The sequence below is a fragment of the Bacillus sp. 275 genome, assembly GCF_001999205.1.
Classification (GTDB): Bacteria; Bacillota; Bacilli; order Bacillales; family Bacillaceae; genus Bacillus; species Bacillus velezensis.
This window is the reverse complement of record NZ_CP019626.1, coordinates 294,765-312,416: the sequence shown is the minus strand read 5'-3', so window position 1 is coordinate 312,416 and position 17,652 is coordinate 294,765. Positions and strand designations below refer to the sequence as shown.

The window sequence follows — 17,652 nt, the reverse complement described above, 5'->3', positions numbered from 1 at the left end:
TTTTTTATCGTATTAAAGCGAAAAAAATAATAATAAAAAAACAATGAAATCCTTTTACATACTACTTTGACATTGATATGTTCAATTCATTTCGTTCATAATAGGAGTAATTGATTATTTCACACATTAAGAGAGGAGCTCGTAATCGAATGGGACAAGAGAAACATGTCTTTACCATAGATTGGGCCGGCAGACAGCTTACAGTAGAAGCCGGCCAGCTTGCCAAACAGGCAAACGGCGCTGTCATGGTCCGCTACGGCGATACTGCAGTGCTCAGCACAGCAACCGCATCAAAAGAACCGAAACCGCTAGATTTTTTCCCGCTTACCGTTAACTATGAAGAAAGATTATACGCAGTAGGTAAAATTCCGGGCGGTTTTATTAAAAGAGAAGGCCGTCCAAGTGAAAAGGCCGTTTTAGCCAGCCGTCTGATCGACCGTCCGATCCGCCCGCTTTTCGCAGACGGATTCCGTAACGAAGTACAGGTCATCAGCATTGTCATGAGTGTTGATCAGGACTGCTCATCTGAAATGGCTGCAATGTTCGGTTCATCACTCGCTCTTTGCGTTTCCGATATCCCGTTTGAAGGCCCGATCGCAGGTGTGACGGTAGGCCGCATTGACGGGAAATTCGTCATCAATCCGACGGTTGACCAGCTTGAAAAAAGTGATATCAACCTCATCGTTGCAGGCACAAAAGACGCCATCAACATGGTGGAAGCCGGAGCGGATGAAGTTCCTGAAGAAATCATGCTTGAGGCGATTATGTTCGGTCACGAAGAAATTAAGCGCCTGATCGCATTCCAAGAAGAAATCGTCGCAGCAGTCGGCAAAGAAAAAACAGAAATCGAACTGTATGAAATTGACGAAGAGCTCAGCGAAAAAGTAAAAAGCCTTGCGGAGCCGGATCTTCTCAGCGCCATTCAGGTTCACGAAAAACATGCTCGCGAAGACGCGATCAATGAAGTGAAAAATGCAGTTGTCGCGAAATTCGAAGAAGAAGAGCATGATGAAGATACGATTAAAAAAGTGAAACAGACACTGTCTAAACTCGTGAAAAACGAAGTGCGCCGTTTGATCACAGAAGAAAAAGTCCGTCCGGACGGCCGCGGCGTTGATCAGATCCGCCCGCTTTCTTCAGAAGTCGGCCTTCTGCCGAGAACGCATGGCTCCGGGCTGTTTACGCGAGGACAGACGCAGGCGCTCAGCGTTTGTACATTAGGCGCCCTTGGGGACGTTCAGATTCTTGACGGTTTAGGCGTGGAAGAATCAAAACGCTTTATGCATCATTATAACTTCCCGCAGTTCAGCGTAGGGGAGACAGGCCCGATGCGCGGACCGGGACGCCGTGAGATCGGTCACGGTGCTCTTGGAGAGCGTGCGCTTGAGCCGGTCATTCCGAATGAAAAAGACTTCCCGTATACGGTCCGCCTCGTATCCGAAGTGCTTGAATCAAACGGTTCCACTTCACAGGCCAGCATTTGCGCGAGCACGCTTGCCATGATGGACGCAGGTGTTCCGATTAAAGCCCCTGTTGCGGGTATCGCGATGGGACTTGTGAAATCAGGCGAGTACTATACGGTATTAACGGATATTCAAGGGATGGAAGACGCCCTCGGTGACATGGACTTTAAAGTAGCCGGCACGGAAAAAGGCGTGACAGCGCTGCAAATGGACATTAAAATTGAAGGCCTTTCAAGAGAAATTCTTGAAGAAGCGCTTCAGCAGGCGAAAAAAGGAAGAATGGAAATCTTGAACAGCATGCTCAGCACGCTTGGTGAATCAAGAAAAGAACTTTCTCAATATGCGCCGAAAATTTTAACGATGAACATTAATCCGGATAAAATCCGTGACGTTATCGGACCGAGCGGTAAACAAATCAACAAAATCATTGAAGATACCGGTGTGAAAATTGACATTGAACAAGACGGCACCATCTTTATTTCTTCTACTGATGAAAGCAGCAACCAAAAAGCGAAAAAAATCATCGAAGATCTTGTCAGAGAAGTCGAAGTCGGCCAGCTTTACCTCGGTAAAGTCAAACGGATTGAGAAATTCGGCGCTTTCGTTGAAATCTTCAGCGGAAAAGACGGTCTCGTTCACATCTCTGAACTAGCGCTCGAACGGGTCGGCAAGGTTGAGGATGTTGTGAAAATCGGTGACGAAATCCTTGTGAAGGTAACTGAAATTGACAAACAGGGACGAGTGAATCTGTCGCGTAAAGCAGTGCTGCGCGAAGAGAAAGAAAAAGAACAGGAACAACAACAATCTTAAATGAAAACCTAACAAGGAGCCTGGGAGACCCGGCTTCTTTATTTTGAGAAAGACAACAGACGGGTTCTACCTTGTCCTCCTCATACATAATGTGTGGTGAGGGGGGAAGGACATGTTGAAAAAATTCGTGCCGTTTGCCGTTTTTTTATTTCTTTTTTTTGTTTCGTTTGAAATGTTAAAAAATCCGTATACAGTTGATTACATAGACGCAATGAAAAAAGACGCTGTAACTGTGTCAGCATCAAAAGATCCGCTCTATGAAGAATTACTGCAAAAAGCGTCAGAGTATGAAGTGAAGCCGCAAGACGCGCGGATTGATAAAATATGGAAGAGTATACCGGGATATAACGGTTTAAAAGTCAATGTGGAAAAATCCTATAAACAAATGAAAAAGGACGGAGAATTTCACGAAGACGGCCTTGTCTATGAGCAGGTAAAACCGAAAGTCCATCTTGATTCTCTCGCGCCCGAACCCATTTATAAAGGAAATCCCGACAAACCGATGGTCGCTTTCCTGATAAATGTCGCCTGGGGAAATGAATACGTGGAGCAAATGCTGCCTATTCTGAAGCAGCACCAGGTCAAAGCAACTTTCTTTCTTGAAGGGAAATGGCTGAAAAACAATCAGGAACTGGGGAAAAAAATAGCGGCAGACGGACATGAAATCGGAAATCATTCATACAATCACCCTGATATGAGCAAACTGACTTCAGGAAGCATTTCCGAACAGCTTGACAAAACCAATGCACAAATCAGCGAGACGCTCGGCATGAAGCCGAAATGGTTTGCGCCGCCAAGCGGCAGCTTCAGAAAAGCCGTGGTCGACCTTGCGGCGGAAAAAGGAATGGGCACCATCATGTGGACCGTTGACACCATTGACTGGCAAAAACCGTCTCCCGCTGTTTTACAAACAAGGGTGTTGAGCAAAATACATAACGGAGCCATGATTTTAATGCATCCGACTGATCCGACTGCGAAAAGCCTGGATACACTGATTGCAAAAATCAAAGAAAAAGGCTACGCGCTCGGCTCAGTGTCTGACTTAATGGATGAAAACAGGCTGATGAAGTAGCAGGCGGCAGTTGCCTGTCTTTGAATAGGAGGAACAGACTTGATAAAACGCTATACATGCCAAAACGGTGTAAGAGTTGTGCTTGAAAATAATCCAACGGTGCGGTCTGTGGCAATCGGCGTCTGGATCGGGACGGGGTCACGTCATGAAACGCCGGATACAAACGGTATTTCGCACTTTCTTGAGCATATGTTTTTTAAAGGAACAAATACCAGGTCCGCACGTGAAATCGCAGAATCCTTCGATCGGATAGGCGGCCAAGTGAATGCCTTCACTTCAAAAGAATATACGTGCTATTACGCCAAAGTGCTGGATGAGCATGCAAACTACGCACTTGATGTGCTGGCTGATATGTTCTTTCATTCTGCTTTTGACGAAGATGAGCTCAAAAAAGAAAAGAACGTCGTATATGAAGAAATCAAAATGTATGAAGACGCGCCGGATGACATTGTCCACGATCTGCTGAGCAAAGCGACATACGGCAATCATTCGCTCGGCTACCCGATTCTCGGGACGGAGGAAACGCTTTCGTCATTTAACGGCGATTCTCTCAGACAGCATATGGATGACTTTTACACGCCGGACCGCGTCGTCATTTCTGTCGCCGGAAATGTAACGGAACAATTCATTAAAGACGTGGAGAAATGGTTCGGTACATACGAAGCGAAGGGCAAAGCAAGCGGCATTAGCGAGCCTGAGTTTCATTATGAAAAGCTGACCAGAAAAAAAGACACCGAACAGGCGCATCTCTGTCTCGGTTTCAAAGGCCTGAAAGTCGGAGATCCGGACATTTACGATTTGATCGTCTTAAACAACGTGCTGGGCGGAAGCATGAGCAGCCGTCTTTTCCAGGATGTGCGTGAAGATAAAGGACTGGCCTATTCTGTATACAGCTATCACAGTTCCTATGAAGACAGCGGTATGCTGACGATTTACGGAGGCACCGGCGCGAATCAGCTCGGACTTCTGTCTGAAACCATTCAGGAAACGTTATCGGTTCTAAAACGTGACGGTATCACCCCGAAAGAGCTGGAAAACAGCAAAGAGCAAATGAAGGGGAGCTTAATGCTCAGCTTAGAGAGCACAAACAGCAAAATGAGCCGGAACGGGAAAAACGAACTCCTGCTCGGAAAGCATAAGACCATGGATGAAATTATCACTGAATTAAATGCGGTCAGCCTGGAAAGCGTCAACGGCCTCAGCCGCCGCTTATTTACGGATGATTACGCACTATCGCTCATCAGCCCGACCGGCAATATGCCGGCCTCGTCTTAAGCGGAAAAGCAGTCTGCCTCTATACGGGGCAGGCATTTTTTTTTGCTCCGGGTCATATAGTACAAGGGGGTGGCTATCATGAGGCTCAGTGAACTGTCAGGTAAAGAAATAGTGGACATTAAACGGGCAGAGCGGCTCGGCGTGCTCGGCCAGACCGATTTGGAAATTAATGAACAGGACGGACAAATTACCGCGCTGTTGATACCGACGGTAAAATGGTTCGGATTGCGAAAACAAGGCCACGACATCCGCGTCCCCTGGAACCATATCCAAAAAATCGGGTCAGACATGATCATTTTAGACGTTCCGGGGGAGATCACGCCTCCCGAAGAGTAGATCTTATTCATTTTTTGCAAGCACCGGCTCATACAGCCGGTGCTTTTTTTATGAAAAAGACGCTGTACATTCACCGCCCTTTCTCTTCGCACATACGATGAAGAGGAGGATGACACTTAAAAGATCCAGTAACTGTAAAGAAGGTGAACGTTTCAGATGTTAACCGGATTGACAATTGCGATCATTGGCGGTGACGCAAGACAGCTTGAGATTATAAGAAAGCTGACAGAACAGCATGCCGATATTTATCTTGCAGGGTTTGACCAATTGGATGACGGTTTTACAGGAACCGTCAAATGCAAAATCGATGAGATTCCCTTTCAAAAAATAGACAGTATCATCCTGCCTGTATCGGCAACGACCGGAGAAGGCGTTGTTTCCACGGTTTTTTCAAATGAAGAAGTGGTATTAAAGCAGAGCTATCTTGAGCGGACACCGGAGCATTGCGTCATTTATTCAGGCATCTCCAACGCGTATCTTGAGGGGATCGCCAGCGAAGCGGGCCGCAAGCTTGTGAAATTATTTGAGCGGGACGATATCGCGATATTCAACTCGATTCCCACTGTTGAAGGAACAATCATGATGGCGATTCAGCATACGGATTATACCATTCACGGATCAAATGTCGCCGTTCTCGGCATGGGGCGCACCGGTATGACGATCGCCCGGACGTTTGCGGCGTTAGGGGCGAAGGTAAAAGTGGGCGCGCGGAGTTCGGCTCATTTGGCCCGTATAACGGAAATGGGGCTTTCTCCTTTTCAACTTGAAGAGCTTACTGAACATGTAAATGATATTGATATCTGCATTAACACCGTACCGAGCTTGATTCTGAATCAAAGCGTTTTATCGCGCATGACGCCGAAGACCTTGATTTTGGATTTAGCATCCCGTCCGGGCGGAACGGATTTCAAATATGCTGAAAAACAAGGCATTAAAGCGCTGCTTGCTCCGGGTCTTCCGGGAATTGTGGCCCCGAAAACAGCCGGACAGATTATTGCGAACGTATTGAGCAAGCTTTTGGCAGACTTAAAGAAAGAGGGGGAATAACCATGTCTCTGAAAGGGAAAAGAATCGGATTCGGATTAACCGGATCGCACTGCACATATGAGGAAGTTTTTCCGCAAATAGAGGCGCTTATCAGTCAAGGAGCTGAAGTCCGGCCGGTCGTGACGTCAACCGTTCAATCGACCGATACCCGCTTTGGGGAGGGGGGAGATTGGGTCAGAAAAATTGAAGAAGCAACAGGCTTTGAGGCGATTGATTCCATCGTAAAAGCGGAGCCTCTCGGGCCGAAACTTCCGCTCGACTGCATGGTCATCGCCCCCTTAACCGGAAATTCAATGAGCAAACTCGCGAATGCGATGACTGACAGCCCCGTCCTTATGGCTGCGAAAGCCACGATCCGCAACGGCCGCCCGGTCGTGCTCGGAATTTCGACAAACGACGGACTCGGTTTAAACGGAACGAATTTAATGAGGCTGATGTCTGCAAAAAACATATATTTCATCCCGTTCGGCCAGGACGACCACGTGAAAAAACCGACATCGCTCGTCGCCAGAATGGATCTCCTTCCGATTACGGTAGAAAAAGCTCTTTTGCACCAGCAGGTTCAGCCGGTGCTCGTACACCACCATGAATAAAAAATCATGATGACAGAAAATCATTCCCGAATAAAAAAATTCGGTCAATCCGTGACTATTCTATGGTAAAATAAAACGTAAAATGCAAAGTCAATTCAACAAATGATGCTTAATTGGCGGAAGGAGTTTTACAGATGGGAAGAGGATTACACGTAGCAGTTGTCGGAGCGACGGGAGCCGTAGGACAGCAAATGCTGAAAACACTGGAAGACAGAAACTTTGAAATCGAAACACTCACACTACTATCCTCAAAGCGTTCTGCTGGTACGAAAGTAACGTTTAAAGGCGAAGAATATACAGTGCAGGAAGCTGTTCCTGAAAGCTTCGAAGGCGTTCATATCGCGTTATTCAGCGCCGGCGGAAGCGTATCACAAAGCTTGGCGCCTGAGGCTGTAAAACGGGGAGCCATTGTGATTGACAATACCAGCGCATTCCGTATGGACGAAAATACACCGCTCGTGGTGCCTGAGGTGAACGAAGGTGATCTGCACAAACATAACGGCATTATCGCCAACCCTAACTGTTCAACGATTCAGATGGTGGCTGCGCTTGAACCGATCCGCAAAGCGTACGGATTGAAAAAAGTCATTGTATCTACTTACCAAGCTGTGTCCGGGGCCGGCAATGAAGCGGCGAAGGAATTGTACAGCCAGACAAAGGCGATTTTAAACAATGAACCCGCAGAACCGTCCATTATGCCGGTTAAAGGCGACAAAAAGCATTATCAAATCGCATTTAACGCCATTCCGCAAATTGATAAATTCCAAGATAACGGCTATACGTTTGAGGAAATGAAAATGATTAATGAAACGAAAAAAATCATGCATATGCCGAATCTGGAAGTGGCTGCGACATGTGTCAGACTGCCGATTGAAACAGGGCACTCAGAATCTGTTTACATTGAGCTTGACCGTGATGACGCAACCGTTGAAGATATTAAACAGCTTTTAAAAGAAGCTCCGGGTGTTACGCTTCAGGATGATCCGGCGGAGCAGCTTTACCCGATGCCTGCTGATTGCGTCGGCAAACGCGATGTATTTGTAGGAAGAATCCGTAAAGATTTGGACAGAGCAAACGGTTTTCATTTGTGGGTTGTTTCTGATAACCTGTTAAAAGGCGCTGCTTGGAACTCAGTCCAAATCGCGGAAAGCCTGCAAAAACTGAACCTCGTATAAACAAACGTATTTTCTATAGGCGAACAGAAGAGAGTAAGGCTCTGCCTGCTCTCTTCTGTTACGTCAGACTAATTTGGAGTGAAAATAGTGAAGATCATTGTTCAAAAATTCGGCGGAACATCCGTAAAAGATGACAAAGGCCGCAAGCTTGCGCTAGCACACATTAAAGATGCCATCAGTGAAGGTTATAAAGTTGTTGTTGTTGTATCGGCGATGGGAAGAAAAGGAGACCCGTACGCGACAGATTCTTTAATCGGGCTCCTTTACGGCAGCCAGTCCGACATTTCTCCGAGAGAGCAGGATATGCTTCTGTCTTGCGGAGAAACGATTTCGTCCGTTGTTTTTTCCAGCATGCTGAAGGAAAACGGCATAAAAGCCGCAGCTTTAACAGGAGCCCAGGCCGGCTTTTTAACCAATGCCCAGCATACTGACGCCAAAATTATAGAAATGAAAACAGAGCGGCTTTTCGCTGCACTTGCCAGCCATGACGCTGTCGTTGTCGCGGGATTTCAGGGAGCGACTGAAAAAGGCGACACGACGACGATCGGCAGAGGAGGAAGCGATACTTCAGCAGCGGCGCTCGGCGCGGCGGTAGATGCTGAGTTTATCGACATTTTTACGGACGTGGAAGGCGTTATGACAGCCGATCCGAGAATCGTGGAAAATGCTAAGCCGCTTCCGAACGTCACATATACGGAAATCTGCAACCTTGCCTATCAAGGCGCGAAAGTCATTCATCCGCGCGCGGTGGAAATCGCCATGCAGGCAAAGGTGCCGATCCGCGTGCGCTCCACTTATTCAAAAGACAAAGGCACTTTGGTGACGTCCCATCATTCGTCTAACATCGGCAGCGATGTATTCGAACGGCTGATCACGGGGATCGCCCATGTGAAAGATGTGACGCAATTTAAGGTTCCCGCCAAAATGGGGCAATACAACGTTCAGACTGAAGTCTTTAAAGCAATGGCAAATGCCGGAATCAGCGTAGATTTCTTTAACATTACGCCGAGTGAAATCGTATATACCGTAGCCGGCAGTAAAACGGAAGCCGCGCGCAGCATTTTGGCTGAATTAGGATATGAGCCGACAGTGACGGAGAGCTGTGCGAAAGTGTCAGCGGTCGGCGCCGGGATAATGGGTGTTCCGGGTGTCACGTCAAAAATCGTCTCCGCACTTTCTGATAAAGGCATTCCGATTCTGCAATCTGCCGACAGCCATACGACGATATGGGTGCTCGTTCATGAAAAAGATATGGTAACGGCCGTAAATGCGCTGCATGAAGTGTTTGAACTTTCAAAGTAAATGTGATTGAATCATGATGAGGTGAAAAAAATGAATGTCGGAAATATATCTACAGCGATGATTACCCCCTTTGACAGTAAAGGGAATGTAGACTTTCAAAAACTGTCTACATTAATCGACTATTTGTTGAAAAACGGCACGGATTCTTTAGTTGTCGCAGGCACGACCGGCGAATCTCCGACACTTTCAACGGAAGAAAAAATTGCACTCTTTGAATTTACAGTCAAAGAAGTGAACGGACGCGTGCCTGTTATTGCGGGTACGGGAAGCAACAATACGAAAGACTCCATTAAACTGACAAAAAAAGCTGAAGAAGCCGGCGTCGATTGCGTTATGCTTGTCACGCCGTATTATAATAAGCCTTCCCAAGAGGGGATGTACCGTCATTTTAAAGCCATAGCTGAAGAAACGTCTCTTCCTGTGATGCTTTACAACGTGCCGGGCAGAACGGTCGCTTCGCTTGCGCCGGAAACGGCCATCAGACTTGCGGAGATACCGAATATCTCTGCGATTAAAGAAGCGAGCGGCGATCTTGATGCCATTACGAAAATCATTGCCGAAACACCGGAAGATTTTTACGTCTATTCAGGTGATGACGGGTTAACGCTTCCTATTCTCGCAGTCGGCGGAAGAGGAGTCGTGTCAGTGGCCAGCCATATCGTAGGTTCTGACATGCAGCAGATGATTAAAAACTATACGAACGGGCAGACGGCAACCGCGGCACTGATTCATCAGAAGCTTCTGCCGATCATGAAGGAGCTCTTTAAAGCGCCTAATCCGGCTCCGGTCAAAACGGCGTTACAGCTGAAAGGCCTTGATGTCGGATCTGTGCGTCTTCCTCTTATCCCGCTGAATGAAGATGAACGTCTGAGCCTGAGCAGCGTCATCAGCGAACTGTAAGAAAAAATTTATACAGTTAAAATACGCGGTCATTCTCATTTTTATCGTGAGTTTGACCGTTTTGTATACATATTGGTTTTCCCTAAACCTTCCGCTTCTTCTTGTTTTCTAAAATTGATATCAGTTATAATAGGAACAAGTGATGATGGACGGGTATGAGACTAGGAGGATACAGATTTTGAAAAAGAAAAATACAGAAAACGTCAGAATTATCGCCCTTGGCGGCGTCGGAGAAATTGGGAAGAACCTATATGTCATTGAAATTGACTCAGACATATTTGTAGTGGATGCAGGGCTGATGCACCCTGAAAATGAAATGCTCGGTATTGATGTCGTCATTCCGGATATTTCCTACTTAGTAGAACGGGCTGACCGCGTGAAGGCCATCTTTCTGACACACGGGCACGATGAAAACATCGGGGGCGTCTTTTATTTATTGAATAAGCTGTCGGTGCCGGTATACGGAACGAAGCTTACGCTTGCATTACTGAGAGAAAAACTCAAGCAGTACGGGCATAATCGAAAAGCTGATTTGCGTGAAGTTCACTCTAAATCAGTCATTACATTTGAATCAACGAAAGTATCGTTCTTTAAAACGATTCACAGTATTCCGGATTCAGTGGGAGTCAGCTTCAAAACATCACTTGGCTCTATTGTGTGCACGGGAGACTTCAAATTTGACCAGACGCCTGCTTATCACCAATCATGTGATATTGGCGAAATTGCCAAAATCGGAAACAGCGGCGTGCTCGCCCTGCTTTCTGACAGCGCCAATGCGGAGCGCCCGGGGTATACTCCGTCAGAAGCATATGTAAGCGGTGAAATTTCCGATGCGATGAACAATTCAGAAAACCGTGTCATCATTGCTGTATTCGCGTCTAATATCAACCGGATCCAGCAAGTGATACAGGCTGCCGTCCAGAACGGCCGCAAACTTGCAATCGCCGGAAAAAATCTGCAAAACGTGCTTCAGCTTGGGCGCAAGCTCGGCTATATTGAAGCCGAAGATGAAATGTTTATTCCTGTGCAGGATGTGAAAAAATATCCGAAGCGGGAAGTGGCAATTGTTACAGCCGGAAGCCATGGTGAGCCGCTGGCCGCTCTTACGCGGATGGCCAAGCAGGCGCACAAGCAGCTTAACATTGAAGAAGGAGACACCGTTGTCATTGCATCAACACCGATTCCGGGGCATGAATTGATATATTCCAAAACCGTCAACCTGCTTGCCCGAGCCGGCGCTCAAGTCATTTTCGCCCAAAAGCGCGTGCATGTGTCCGGTCACGGTTCGCAGGAAGAATTGAAACTCATGCTTAATTTGCTGAAACCGAAATATTTAATTCCGGTTAACGGTGAATTCAGAATGCAAAAAGCGCATTCCAAAATCGCAGAAGAGATCGGCATGAAACGCAGCGACATTTTCTTGATTGAAAAAGGTGACGTCGTTGAATTCCGCGGCCAGAATGTGAAAATCGGGGATAAAGTCACGTACGGAAACGTTCTGATTGACGGCCTCGGAGTCGGCGACATCGGCAACATCGTGCTGAGAGACCGCCGCTTATTGTCACAAGACGGCATTCTCATCGTCGTGATTTCACTCGATAAGCAGAAAAAGAACCTCGTATCAGGTCCTGAGATCATTACGCGCGGTTTCGTGTATGTCAGAGAATCAGAGGGTCTAATTGTACAAGCTACTGAGCTCGTCCGCTCTATCGTGACTGAAGCGACGGAAACATCTGCCGTAGAATGGTCCACGCTGAAACAAGCAATGCGTGATGCGCTGAATCAATTCCTTTATGAAAAAACAAAACGCAAGCCGATGATCATTCCGATCATTATGGAAGTATAATGTATACAAAGCCGGAGCGCATGATGCTCCGGCTTTGTTTTTGTTCATGTCCCGGATGGAAATCATCATCTTTGTTCATAATACAAAGAGACATTCGGAAAGGGTGAAAGATAAAATGGATCATCGTATGGAAAACACCGAAGAACAGCAGCCCGAAAAATCAGATGCGAAAGACAGCATTATGAGCAAAATTCAGCAGCTGGGAGAGACATCTCTGCCGCAAATGTCCCAAGATAGCAATATTCACTGCCTGACGATCATCGGCCAAATTGAGGGGCACGTCCAGCTCCCGCCGCAAAATAAAACAACCAAATATGAACACGTCATTCCGCAAATCGTCGCCATTGAGCAAAATCCGAAAATCGAAGGACTTCTGATCATCTTAAACACCGTCGGAGGCGATGTGGAAGCGGGGCTTGCGATTGCGGAAATGCTCGCATCCTTATCAAAACCGACCGTCTCAATCGTACTCGGCGGGGGACACTCGATAGGTGTGCCGATCGCCGTGTCATGTGATCATAGTTTTATCGCGGAAACAGCGACTATGACCATTCACCCCGTTCGGCTTACAGGTCTGGTTATCGGGGTTCCGCAAACATTTGAATACTTGGACAAAATGCAGGAGCGGGTCGTCAACTTTGTGACCCATCATTCAAATATTTCCGAAGAAAAATTCAAAGAGCTGATGTTTTCAAAAGGAAACTTAACCAGGGACATCGGGACGAACGTAGTCGGGAAAGATGCGGCTGATTACGGATTAATTGATGCCGTGGGCGGCGTCGGACAGGCGATAAAAAAGCTGAATCAGCTGATTGAGGAACGAAAGGGCGAGGAAGGAAGGATGATTCAATGATCCTTTATACCGTCATGCCCCAAGAAGTCGTTTACGGTCAGGAAATAGAGCAAAGCGTGCATGAACAGGTAGATTACGCCGGCGTGCCGCTGCTAGTTGAGATGAAGGGAAATGAAGCTGAAGTCGTACAGATTTTAAGTACGAACCCGATGGATTTTCTGAATCCGGACATCGCTCCTGGACAAAAAATCAAGCTGAAAATCTAACCGGCATTCAGTCCGTTTCTCGGGGGCAAAATATGCTATAATAGGGGAATCCTACAGAAAAATGCAGCCGGCAAAAGGCTGCTTTTCTTCATGATGTATGATTTTACATTTTTTAACGCAGTAAGGTGATGAGTGTGGCAAAGAAAAAACGGAAATCTAAAAAGAAACAAGAGAGTAAGCTCAATCTAAAATACGAACTAAGCGGACTGCTCTGTGTTGCAATCTCAATTATTGCTGTTTTGCAGCTCGGCGTTGTGGGACAGACATTTGTGTACTTGTTCCGTTTTTTTGCCGGAGAGTGGTTTATTTTATGCTTAATTGCGCTCTTCCTTCTCGGAATTTCGCTGTTTTGGAAAAAGAAGAGTCCAAGCCTTTTAACGAGAAGAAAGGCAGGGCTGTACTGTATTATCGCCAGTATATTGCTGCTGTCTCACGTGCAGCTCTTTAAAAATCTGTCTCATCACGGGTCGATTCGGTCGGCAAGTGTCATCGGCAACACGTGGGAGCTGTTTATGATTGACATGAAACAGCAGGCTGCTTCCCCTGATTTGGGCGGCGGCATGATCGGCGCGGTACTGTTTGCAGCTTCCCACTTTTTATTTGCATCAACGGGTTCACAGATCATGGCGATCGTGCTGATCTTAATGGGGCTGATTCTTGTAACGGGCCGTTCACTGCAGGAAACGCTCAAAAAGTGGACGAGCCCCGTCGGCCGGTTTATCCGCGGTCAATGGCAGGCATTTCTTGAGGATATGAAGACGGTCAGAACGAATATGTCTTCGCCGAAAACAAAAACAAAATCGGGCAAAAAACAAAAACGGGTTCAAAAGAAAAAAGAAGAGCCTGAACCGGAGGAAGAGGATGAGGAAATCATTTCGCCGATCATCCATTCAGAGCCGATTATTTCAAGCTTTTCAGACCGTCAGGAAGAGCCCGCCGAACCGCTGATTCCGGAAAAAACGCAGGAGGCTGCACAAGCGGCAAAAGATGAGCCTTCCGGCGGCGCTCAAGACAGTGGCGAAACGGCTGCGGCTCCGCCGATGACGTTTACAGAGCTTGAAAATAAAGATTATCAAATGCCTTCATTGGACATACTGGCTGACCCGAAACATACCGGCCAGCAGACCGATAAGAAAAACATTTACGAGAATGCAAGAAAACTCGAACGGACTTTTCAAAGCTTTGGCGTAAAGGCGAAAGTGACGCAGGTTCATCTCGGTCCGGCGGTCACAAAATATGAGGTGTATCCGGACGTCGGGGTCAAAGTCAGTAAAATCGTGAATCTGAGCGATGACCTCGCGCTCGCGCTTGCCGCGAAGGATATCCGGATCGAAGCGCCGATTCCGGGTAAATCGGCAATCGGCATCGAGGTGCCCAATGCTGAAGTTGCGATGGTTTCGTTAAAAGAAGTGCTTGAATCCAAGCTCAATGACAAGCCGGACGCAAAGCTTCTGATCGGCTTGGGACGAAATATTTCCGGGGAAGCCGTGCTTGCCGAACTGAACAAAATGCCCCACCTGCTCGTAGCGGGGGCAACGGGAAGCGGAAAAAGCGTCTGTGTCAACGGTATTATTACGAGCATTCTGATGAGGGCCAAACCGCATGAAGTGAAGATGATGATGATTGACCCGAAAATGGTTGAGCTGAATGTGTATAACGGCATTCCTCATCTGCTTGCGCCGGTCGTGACAGATCCGAAAAAGGCCTCGCAGGCTTTGAAAAAGGTCGTCAATGAGATGGAGCGCCGCTATGAGCTGTTCTCCCATACGGGTACGAGAAATATAGAAGGCTATAACGATCATATTAAGCGGTCAAATGCCGAAGAAGAAGTCAAGCAGCCTGAGCTGCCGTACATCGTCGTCATCGTTGACGAGCTTGCCGATCTGATGATGGTCGCTTCTTCCGACGTGGAAGATTCAATTACGAGACTTTCACAGATGGCGCGGGCGGCGGGAATTCATTTGATTATCGCGACACAGCGGCCTTCAGTCGACGTTATTACCGGTGTTATTAAAGCCAACATCCCGTCAAGAATCGCCTTCAGTGTCTCATCTCAGACCGATTCACGGACAATTTTAGACATGGGCGGCGCTGAAAAGCTTCTGGGGCGCGGAGACATGCTGTTTCTGCCTGTAGGCGCAAATAAGCCGGTGCGTGTGCAAGGGGCATTCTTATCCGATGAAGAGGTTGAGCATGTCGTTGATCATGTCATTACGCAGCAAAAAGCGCAGTACCAAGAAGAGATGATTCCGGAAGAAGTTTCGGAAACACACAGTGAAGTAACGGATGATCTCTATGACGAAGCGGTCGATTTGATTATCGGCATGCAGACGGCATCAGTCTCCATGCTTCAAAGGCGGTTCAGAATCGGATATACGAGAGCTGCCCGTCTGATTGACGCAATGGAGGAACGGGGCGTCGTCGGGCCGTATGAAGGAAGCAAACCGAGGGAAGTACTATTATCTAAGGAACAATATGATGAGCTCTCTTCTTAAAAAGGAGAGAGTTTTCACTGAAAATGATATCACCAAAATCATTCCTATTTATTTTTTTATCAAAACATGATATAGTTGTCCCAATTGTTCAATAATTTATGAAAGTGGTTTACGGAGGGGAAACATGTCTACAAAAGCTGACAATCGTCACTTGTATCTAAAAGTGATTGAGCGAATCAAAGAGGATATACAAAACGGAATTTACACCGAAAAGGAAAAGCTTCCTTCTGAATTTGAGCTTTCAAAATCAATGGGTGTCAGCCGGGCAACTCTGCGTGAAGCTTTGCGTATCCTTGAAGAGGAGCATGTGATTATCAGAAGGCACGGTGTGGGCACTTTCGTCCATACAAAACCGCTGTTTCTTTCAGGTATTGAACAGCTCAACAGCGTGACGAAAACGATTCAGCAGGCGAACATGGTGCCGGGTACGATTTTTTTGTCGTCTCAGGTCATCACCCCGTCTGATGAAGATATCGCTAGATTCCGGCTTGAGCCTGAGCAGGAGCTTTTTTATTTGGAACGCGTGAGAACGGCAAGCGGCACTCCGGTCGTTTACTGTTTAGATACGATTCCGATGCACATTCTGCCGAATTCTTTCTGTCATGAACAGGAATCTATTTTTGATCTTTTGGAAAAAAACTCCGGATCTGTGATCAGCTATGCCGTTGCTGATATCGAACCGATCGGATATCACGATACGATTTCACCGGTTTTGGAATGCGAGCCGGAGACGGCGCTTTTATTGCTGAAGCAAACCCACTATAATCAGAATGATGAACCTGTGCTGTATTCATTAAATTATTTCCGGGCTGATAAGTTCAGTTTTCATGTTGTAAGAAAACGTTTTTAAGACAGACGCGTCATGTGTCTGTTTTTTTATTTGCCGTTTCAGTACATACTTTGTTTTCTGCAAGGCACAATAAAACAGGAAACAACCAAGTATAGTGAATGGGTGAATAAGTTGAGTAAGAAGAAAAATGGAACGAAAAATATCATTGCTCTGGCTTCTGTACCGCTCGTGATGACACTCGGGAATTCCATGCTGATTCCTGTGCTTCCGATGATTGAAAAGAAGCTGTCCATATCGTCTTTTCAAGTATCGTTAATTATAACGGTCTATTCGATTGTGGCGATTATTTGTATTCCGATTGCCGGATATCTGTCCGATAAATTCGGAAGAAAAAAGGTTCTTCTGCCTTGTCTTCTCATAGCCGGTGCGGGCGGAGCGCTTGCCGCGATAGCTTCCACCGCGTTCAAGCATCCTTATCCCATTATCTTGGCGGGGCGGGTGCTGCAGGGAATCGGTTCGGCAGGGGCGGCTCCTGTAGTGATGCCGTTTATCGGTGATTTATTCAAAGGGGATGATGAGCGGATTACCGCGGGGCTCGGCGATATTGAGACGTCTAACACTGCCGGGAAAGTAATAAGCCCGATTCTCGGTTCGCTCTTGGCTGCATGGTTTTGGTTTATGCCATTTTGGTTCATTCCGTTTTTTTCGCTCATCAGTTTTTTTCTCGTATTGTTTCTGGTGGCAAAGCCGGAGGAACAAAAAGAAGCGCCTTCTATTTCCGAATTTGTGAAAAATGTCGGCCGCATATTTAAGCGTGACGGACGCTGGCTCTTTACGGTTTTTATCATCGGCTGCGTGATTATGTTTTTGCTATTCGGGGTTCTTTTTTATTTATCAGACTCACTGGAGAAGAAATACGGCATTGACGGTGTGGCTAAAGGAGCGCTTTTGGCAATCCCGCTTTTATTTCTATCCGTCAGTTCATATATAGCAGGCAGGAAAATCGGAAAAGACCAAGGCAAAATGAAGTTTTGCATCGTTTTCGGAATGAGTGCCGTGACACTGTCGTTTATCGGCCTATGGTGGAATCACAGTTTTTATTTATTATTTATCTTTTTGTGTGTCAGCGGTATCGGTATCGGAATGGCATTGCCGGCTTTAGACGCTGTCATCACAGAAGGCGTAGACAACGAGGAATCGGGAACCATCACCTCATTTTATAACAGCATGCGGTTTATCGGAGTAGCGGCGGGACCGCCGATCTTTGCTGCCCTGATGTCAAATGCGGGCTGGCTGATTTTTATTTTATCCGCTTTTTGCGGCATTGTGTCTGTATTTTTAGCGCTGTTAAATATCTCATCACAAGCAAAAGAAAAAAAGGAATCATTAAAGACGGTGTAATCTGCACTGTCTTTTTTTATTTTATTTTGAAGATTGACATGATACCGTCAAGTCGTTATCCTTTTTAATAGTTAAACATATTAACTAT

At 46.6% G+C, this 17,652-nt stretch carries 15 protein-coding genes; all 15 read left to right on the top strand.

Annotated elements, in window-relative coordinates; genetic code table 11:
* Positions 1 to 149 precede the first annotated feature (149 nt).
* The 15 genes from pnp (at position 150) to BZ167_RS00985 (ending at position 17,564) form a co-directional block, all read left to right on the top strand.
* Positions 150 to 2,273, top strand: a complete 2,124-nt coding sequence (gene pnp / locus BZ167_RS01055; RefSeq protein ID WP_007611468.1) for a polyribonucleotide nucleotidyltransferase — start codon at positions 150 to 152, stop codon at positions 2,271 to 2,273.
* Positions 2,274 to 2,385: 112 nt separating this feature from the next.
* On the top strand, positions 2,386 to 3,345 hold the full coding sequence (locus BZ167_RS01050) for a polysaccharide deacetylase family protein (protein WP_015417486.1): 960 nt from the start codon (positions 2,386 to 2,388) through the stop codon (positions 3,343 to 3,345).
* 39 nt (positions 3,346 to 3,384) lie between these two features.
* The gene (locus BZ167_RS01045) at positions 3,385 to 4,620 is read left to right on the top strand and encodes a M16 family metallopeptidase (RefSeq protein WP_012117570.1); all 1,236 of its coding nucleotides are present in this window, start codon (positions 3,385 to 3,387) and stop codon (positions 4,618 to 4,620) included.
* A 78-nt stretch (positions 4,621 to 4,698) separates the two neighbouring features.
* On the top strand, positions 4,699 to 4,956 hold the full coding sequence (locus BZ167_RS01040; RefSeq protein WP_003154176.1) for a YlmC/YmxH family sporulation protein: 258 nt from the start codon (positions 4,699 to 4,701) through the stop codon (positions 4,954 to 4,956).
* Between the two features lie 156 nt (positions 4,957 to 5,112).
* Positions 5,113 to 6,003 carry a dipicolinic acid synthetase subunit A gene (dpaA, locus tag BZ167_RS01035; RefSeq protein ID WP_015417487.1) on the top strand — a complete coding sequence of 297 codons (891 nt, stop codon included), beginning with the start codon at positions 5,113 to 5,115 and terminating at the stop codon, positions 6,001 to 6,003.
* A gap of 2 nt (positions 6,004 to 6,005) precedes the next feature.
* On the top strand, positions 6,006 to 6,596 hold the full coding sequence (gene dpaB, locus BZ167_RS01030) for a dipicolinate synthase subunit B (protein WP_007409809.1): 591 nt from the start codon (positions 6,006 to 6,008) through the stop codon (positions 6,594 to 6,596).
* 134 nt (positions 6,597 to 6,730) lie between these two features.
* Positions 6,731 to 7,771, top strand: a complete 1,041-nt coding sequence (gene asd / locus BZ167_RS01025; protein ID WP_007409810.1) for an aspartate-semialdehyde dehydrogenase — start codon at positions 6,731 to 6,733, stop codon at positions 7,769 to 7,771.
* An 87-nt stretch (positions 7,772 to 7,858) separates the two neighbouring features.
* Complete coding sequence (gene dapG, locus BZ167_RS01020) at positions 7,859 to 9,073, top strand: aspartate kinase (protein ID WP_003154168.1); 1,215 nt, start codon at positions 7,859 to 7,861, stop codon at positions 9,071 to 9,073.
* A 30-nt stretch (positions 9,074 to 9,103) separates the two neighbouring features.
* Positions 9,104 to 9,973: a 4-hydroxy-tetrahydrodipicolinate synthase gene (gene dapA, locus BZ167_RS01015; RefSeq protein ID WP_003154166.1), complete on the top strand. Its 870-nt coding sequence runs from the start codon at positions 9,104 to 9,106 to the stop codon at positions 9,971 to 9,973.
* Between the two features lie 178 nt (positions 9,974 to 10,151).
* Positions 10,152 to 11,819, top strand: a complete 1,668-nt coding sequence (rnjB, locus tag BZ167_RS01010; protein ID WP_007409811.1) for a ribonuclease J2 — start codon at positions 10,152 to 10,154, stop codon at positions 11,817 to 11,819.
* Between the two features lie 115 nt (positions 11,820 to 11,934).
* A complete protein-coding gene (locus BZ167_RS01005; RefSeq protein ID WP_040238970.1) occupies positions 11,935 to 12,672 on the top strand; it encodes a ClpP family protease in 738 nt (245 codons plus the stop codon).
* The gene (locus BZ167_RS01000) at positions 12,669 to 12,878 is read left to right on the top strand and encodes a YlzJ-like family protein (protein WP_061861465.1); all 210 of its coding nucleotides are present in this window, start codon (positions 12,669 to 12,671) and stop codon (positions 12,876 to 12,878) included. Before BZ167_RS01005 ends, BZ167_RS01000 begins: the two co-directional genes overlap by 4 nt.
* A 134-nt stretch (positions 12,879 to 13,012) precedes the next feature.
* A complete protein-coding gene (locus BZ167_RS00995; protein WP_061861466.1) occupies positions 13,013 to 15,373 on the top strand; it encodes an FtsK/SpoIIIE family DNA translocase in 2,361 nt (786 codons plus the stop codon).
* A gap of 124 nt (positions 15,374 to 15,497) precedes the next feature.
* Positions 15,498 to 16,223 (top strand): GntR family transcriptional regulator, encoded by a 726-nt coding sequence (locus BZ167_RS00990; RefSeq protein WP_007409813.1) that lies wholly within the window; start codon positions 15,498 to 15,500, stop codon positions 16,221 to 16,223.
* 171 nt (positions 16,224 to 16,394) lie between these two features.
* Positions 16,395 to 17,564 carry a bacillibactin exporter BcbE gene (locus BZ167_RS00985; protein WP_311379459.1) on the top strand — a complete coding sequence of 390 codons (1,170 nt, stop codon included), beginning with the start codon at positions 16,395 to 16,397 and terminating at the stop codon, positions 17,562 to 17,564.
* Positions 17,565 to 17,652 lie beyond the last annotated feature (88 nt).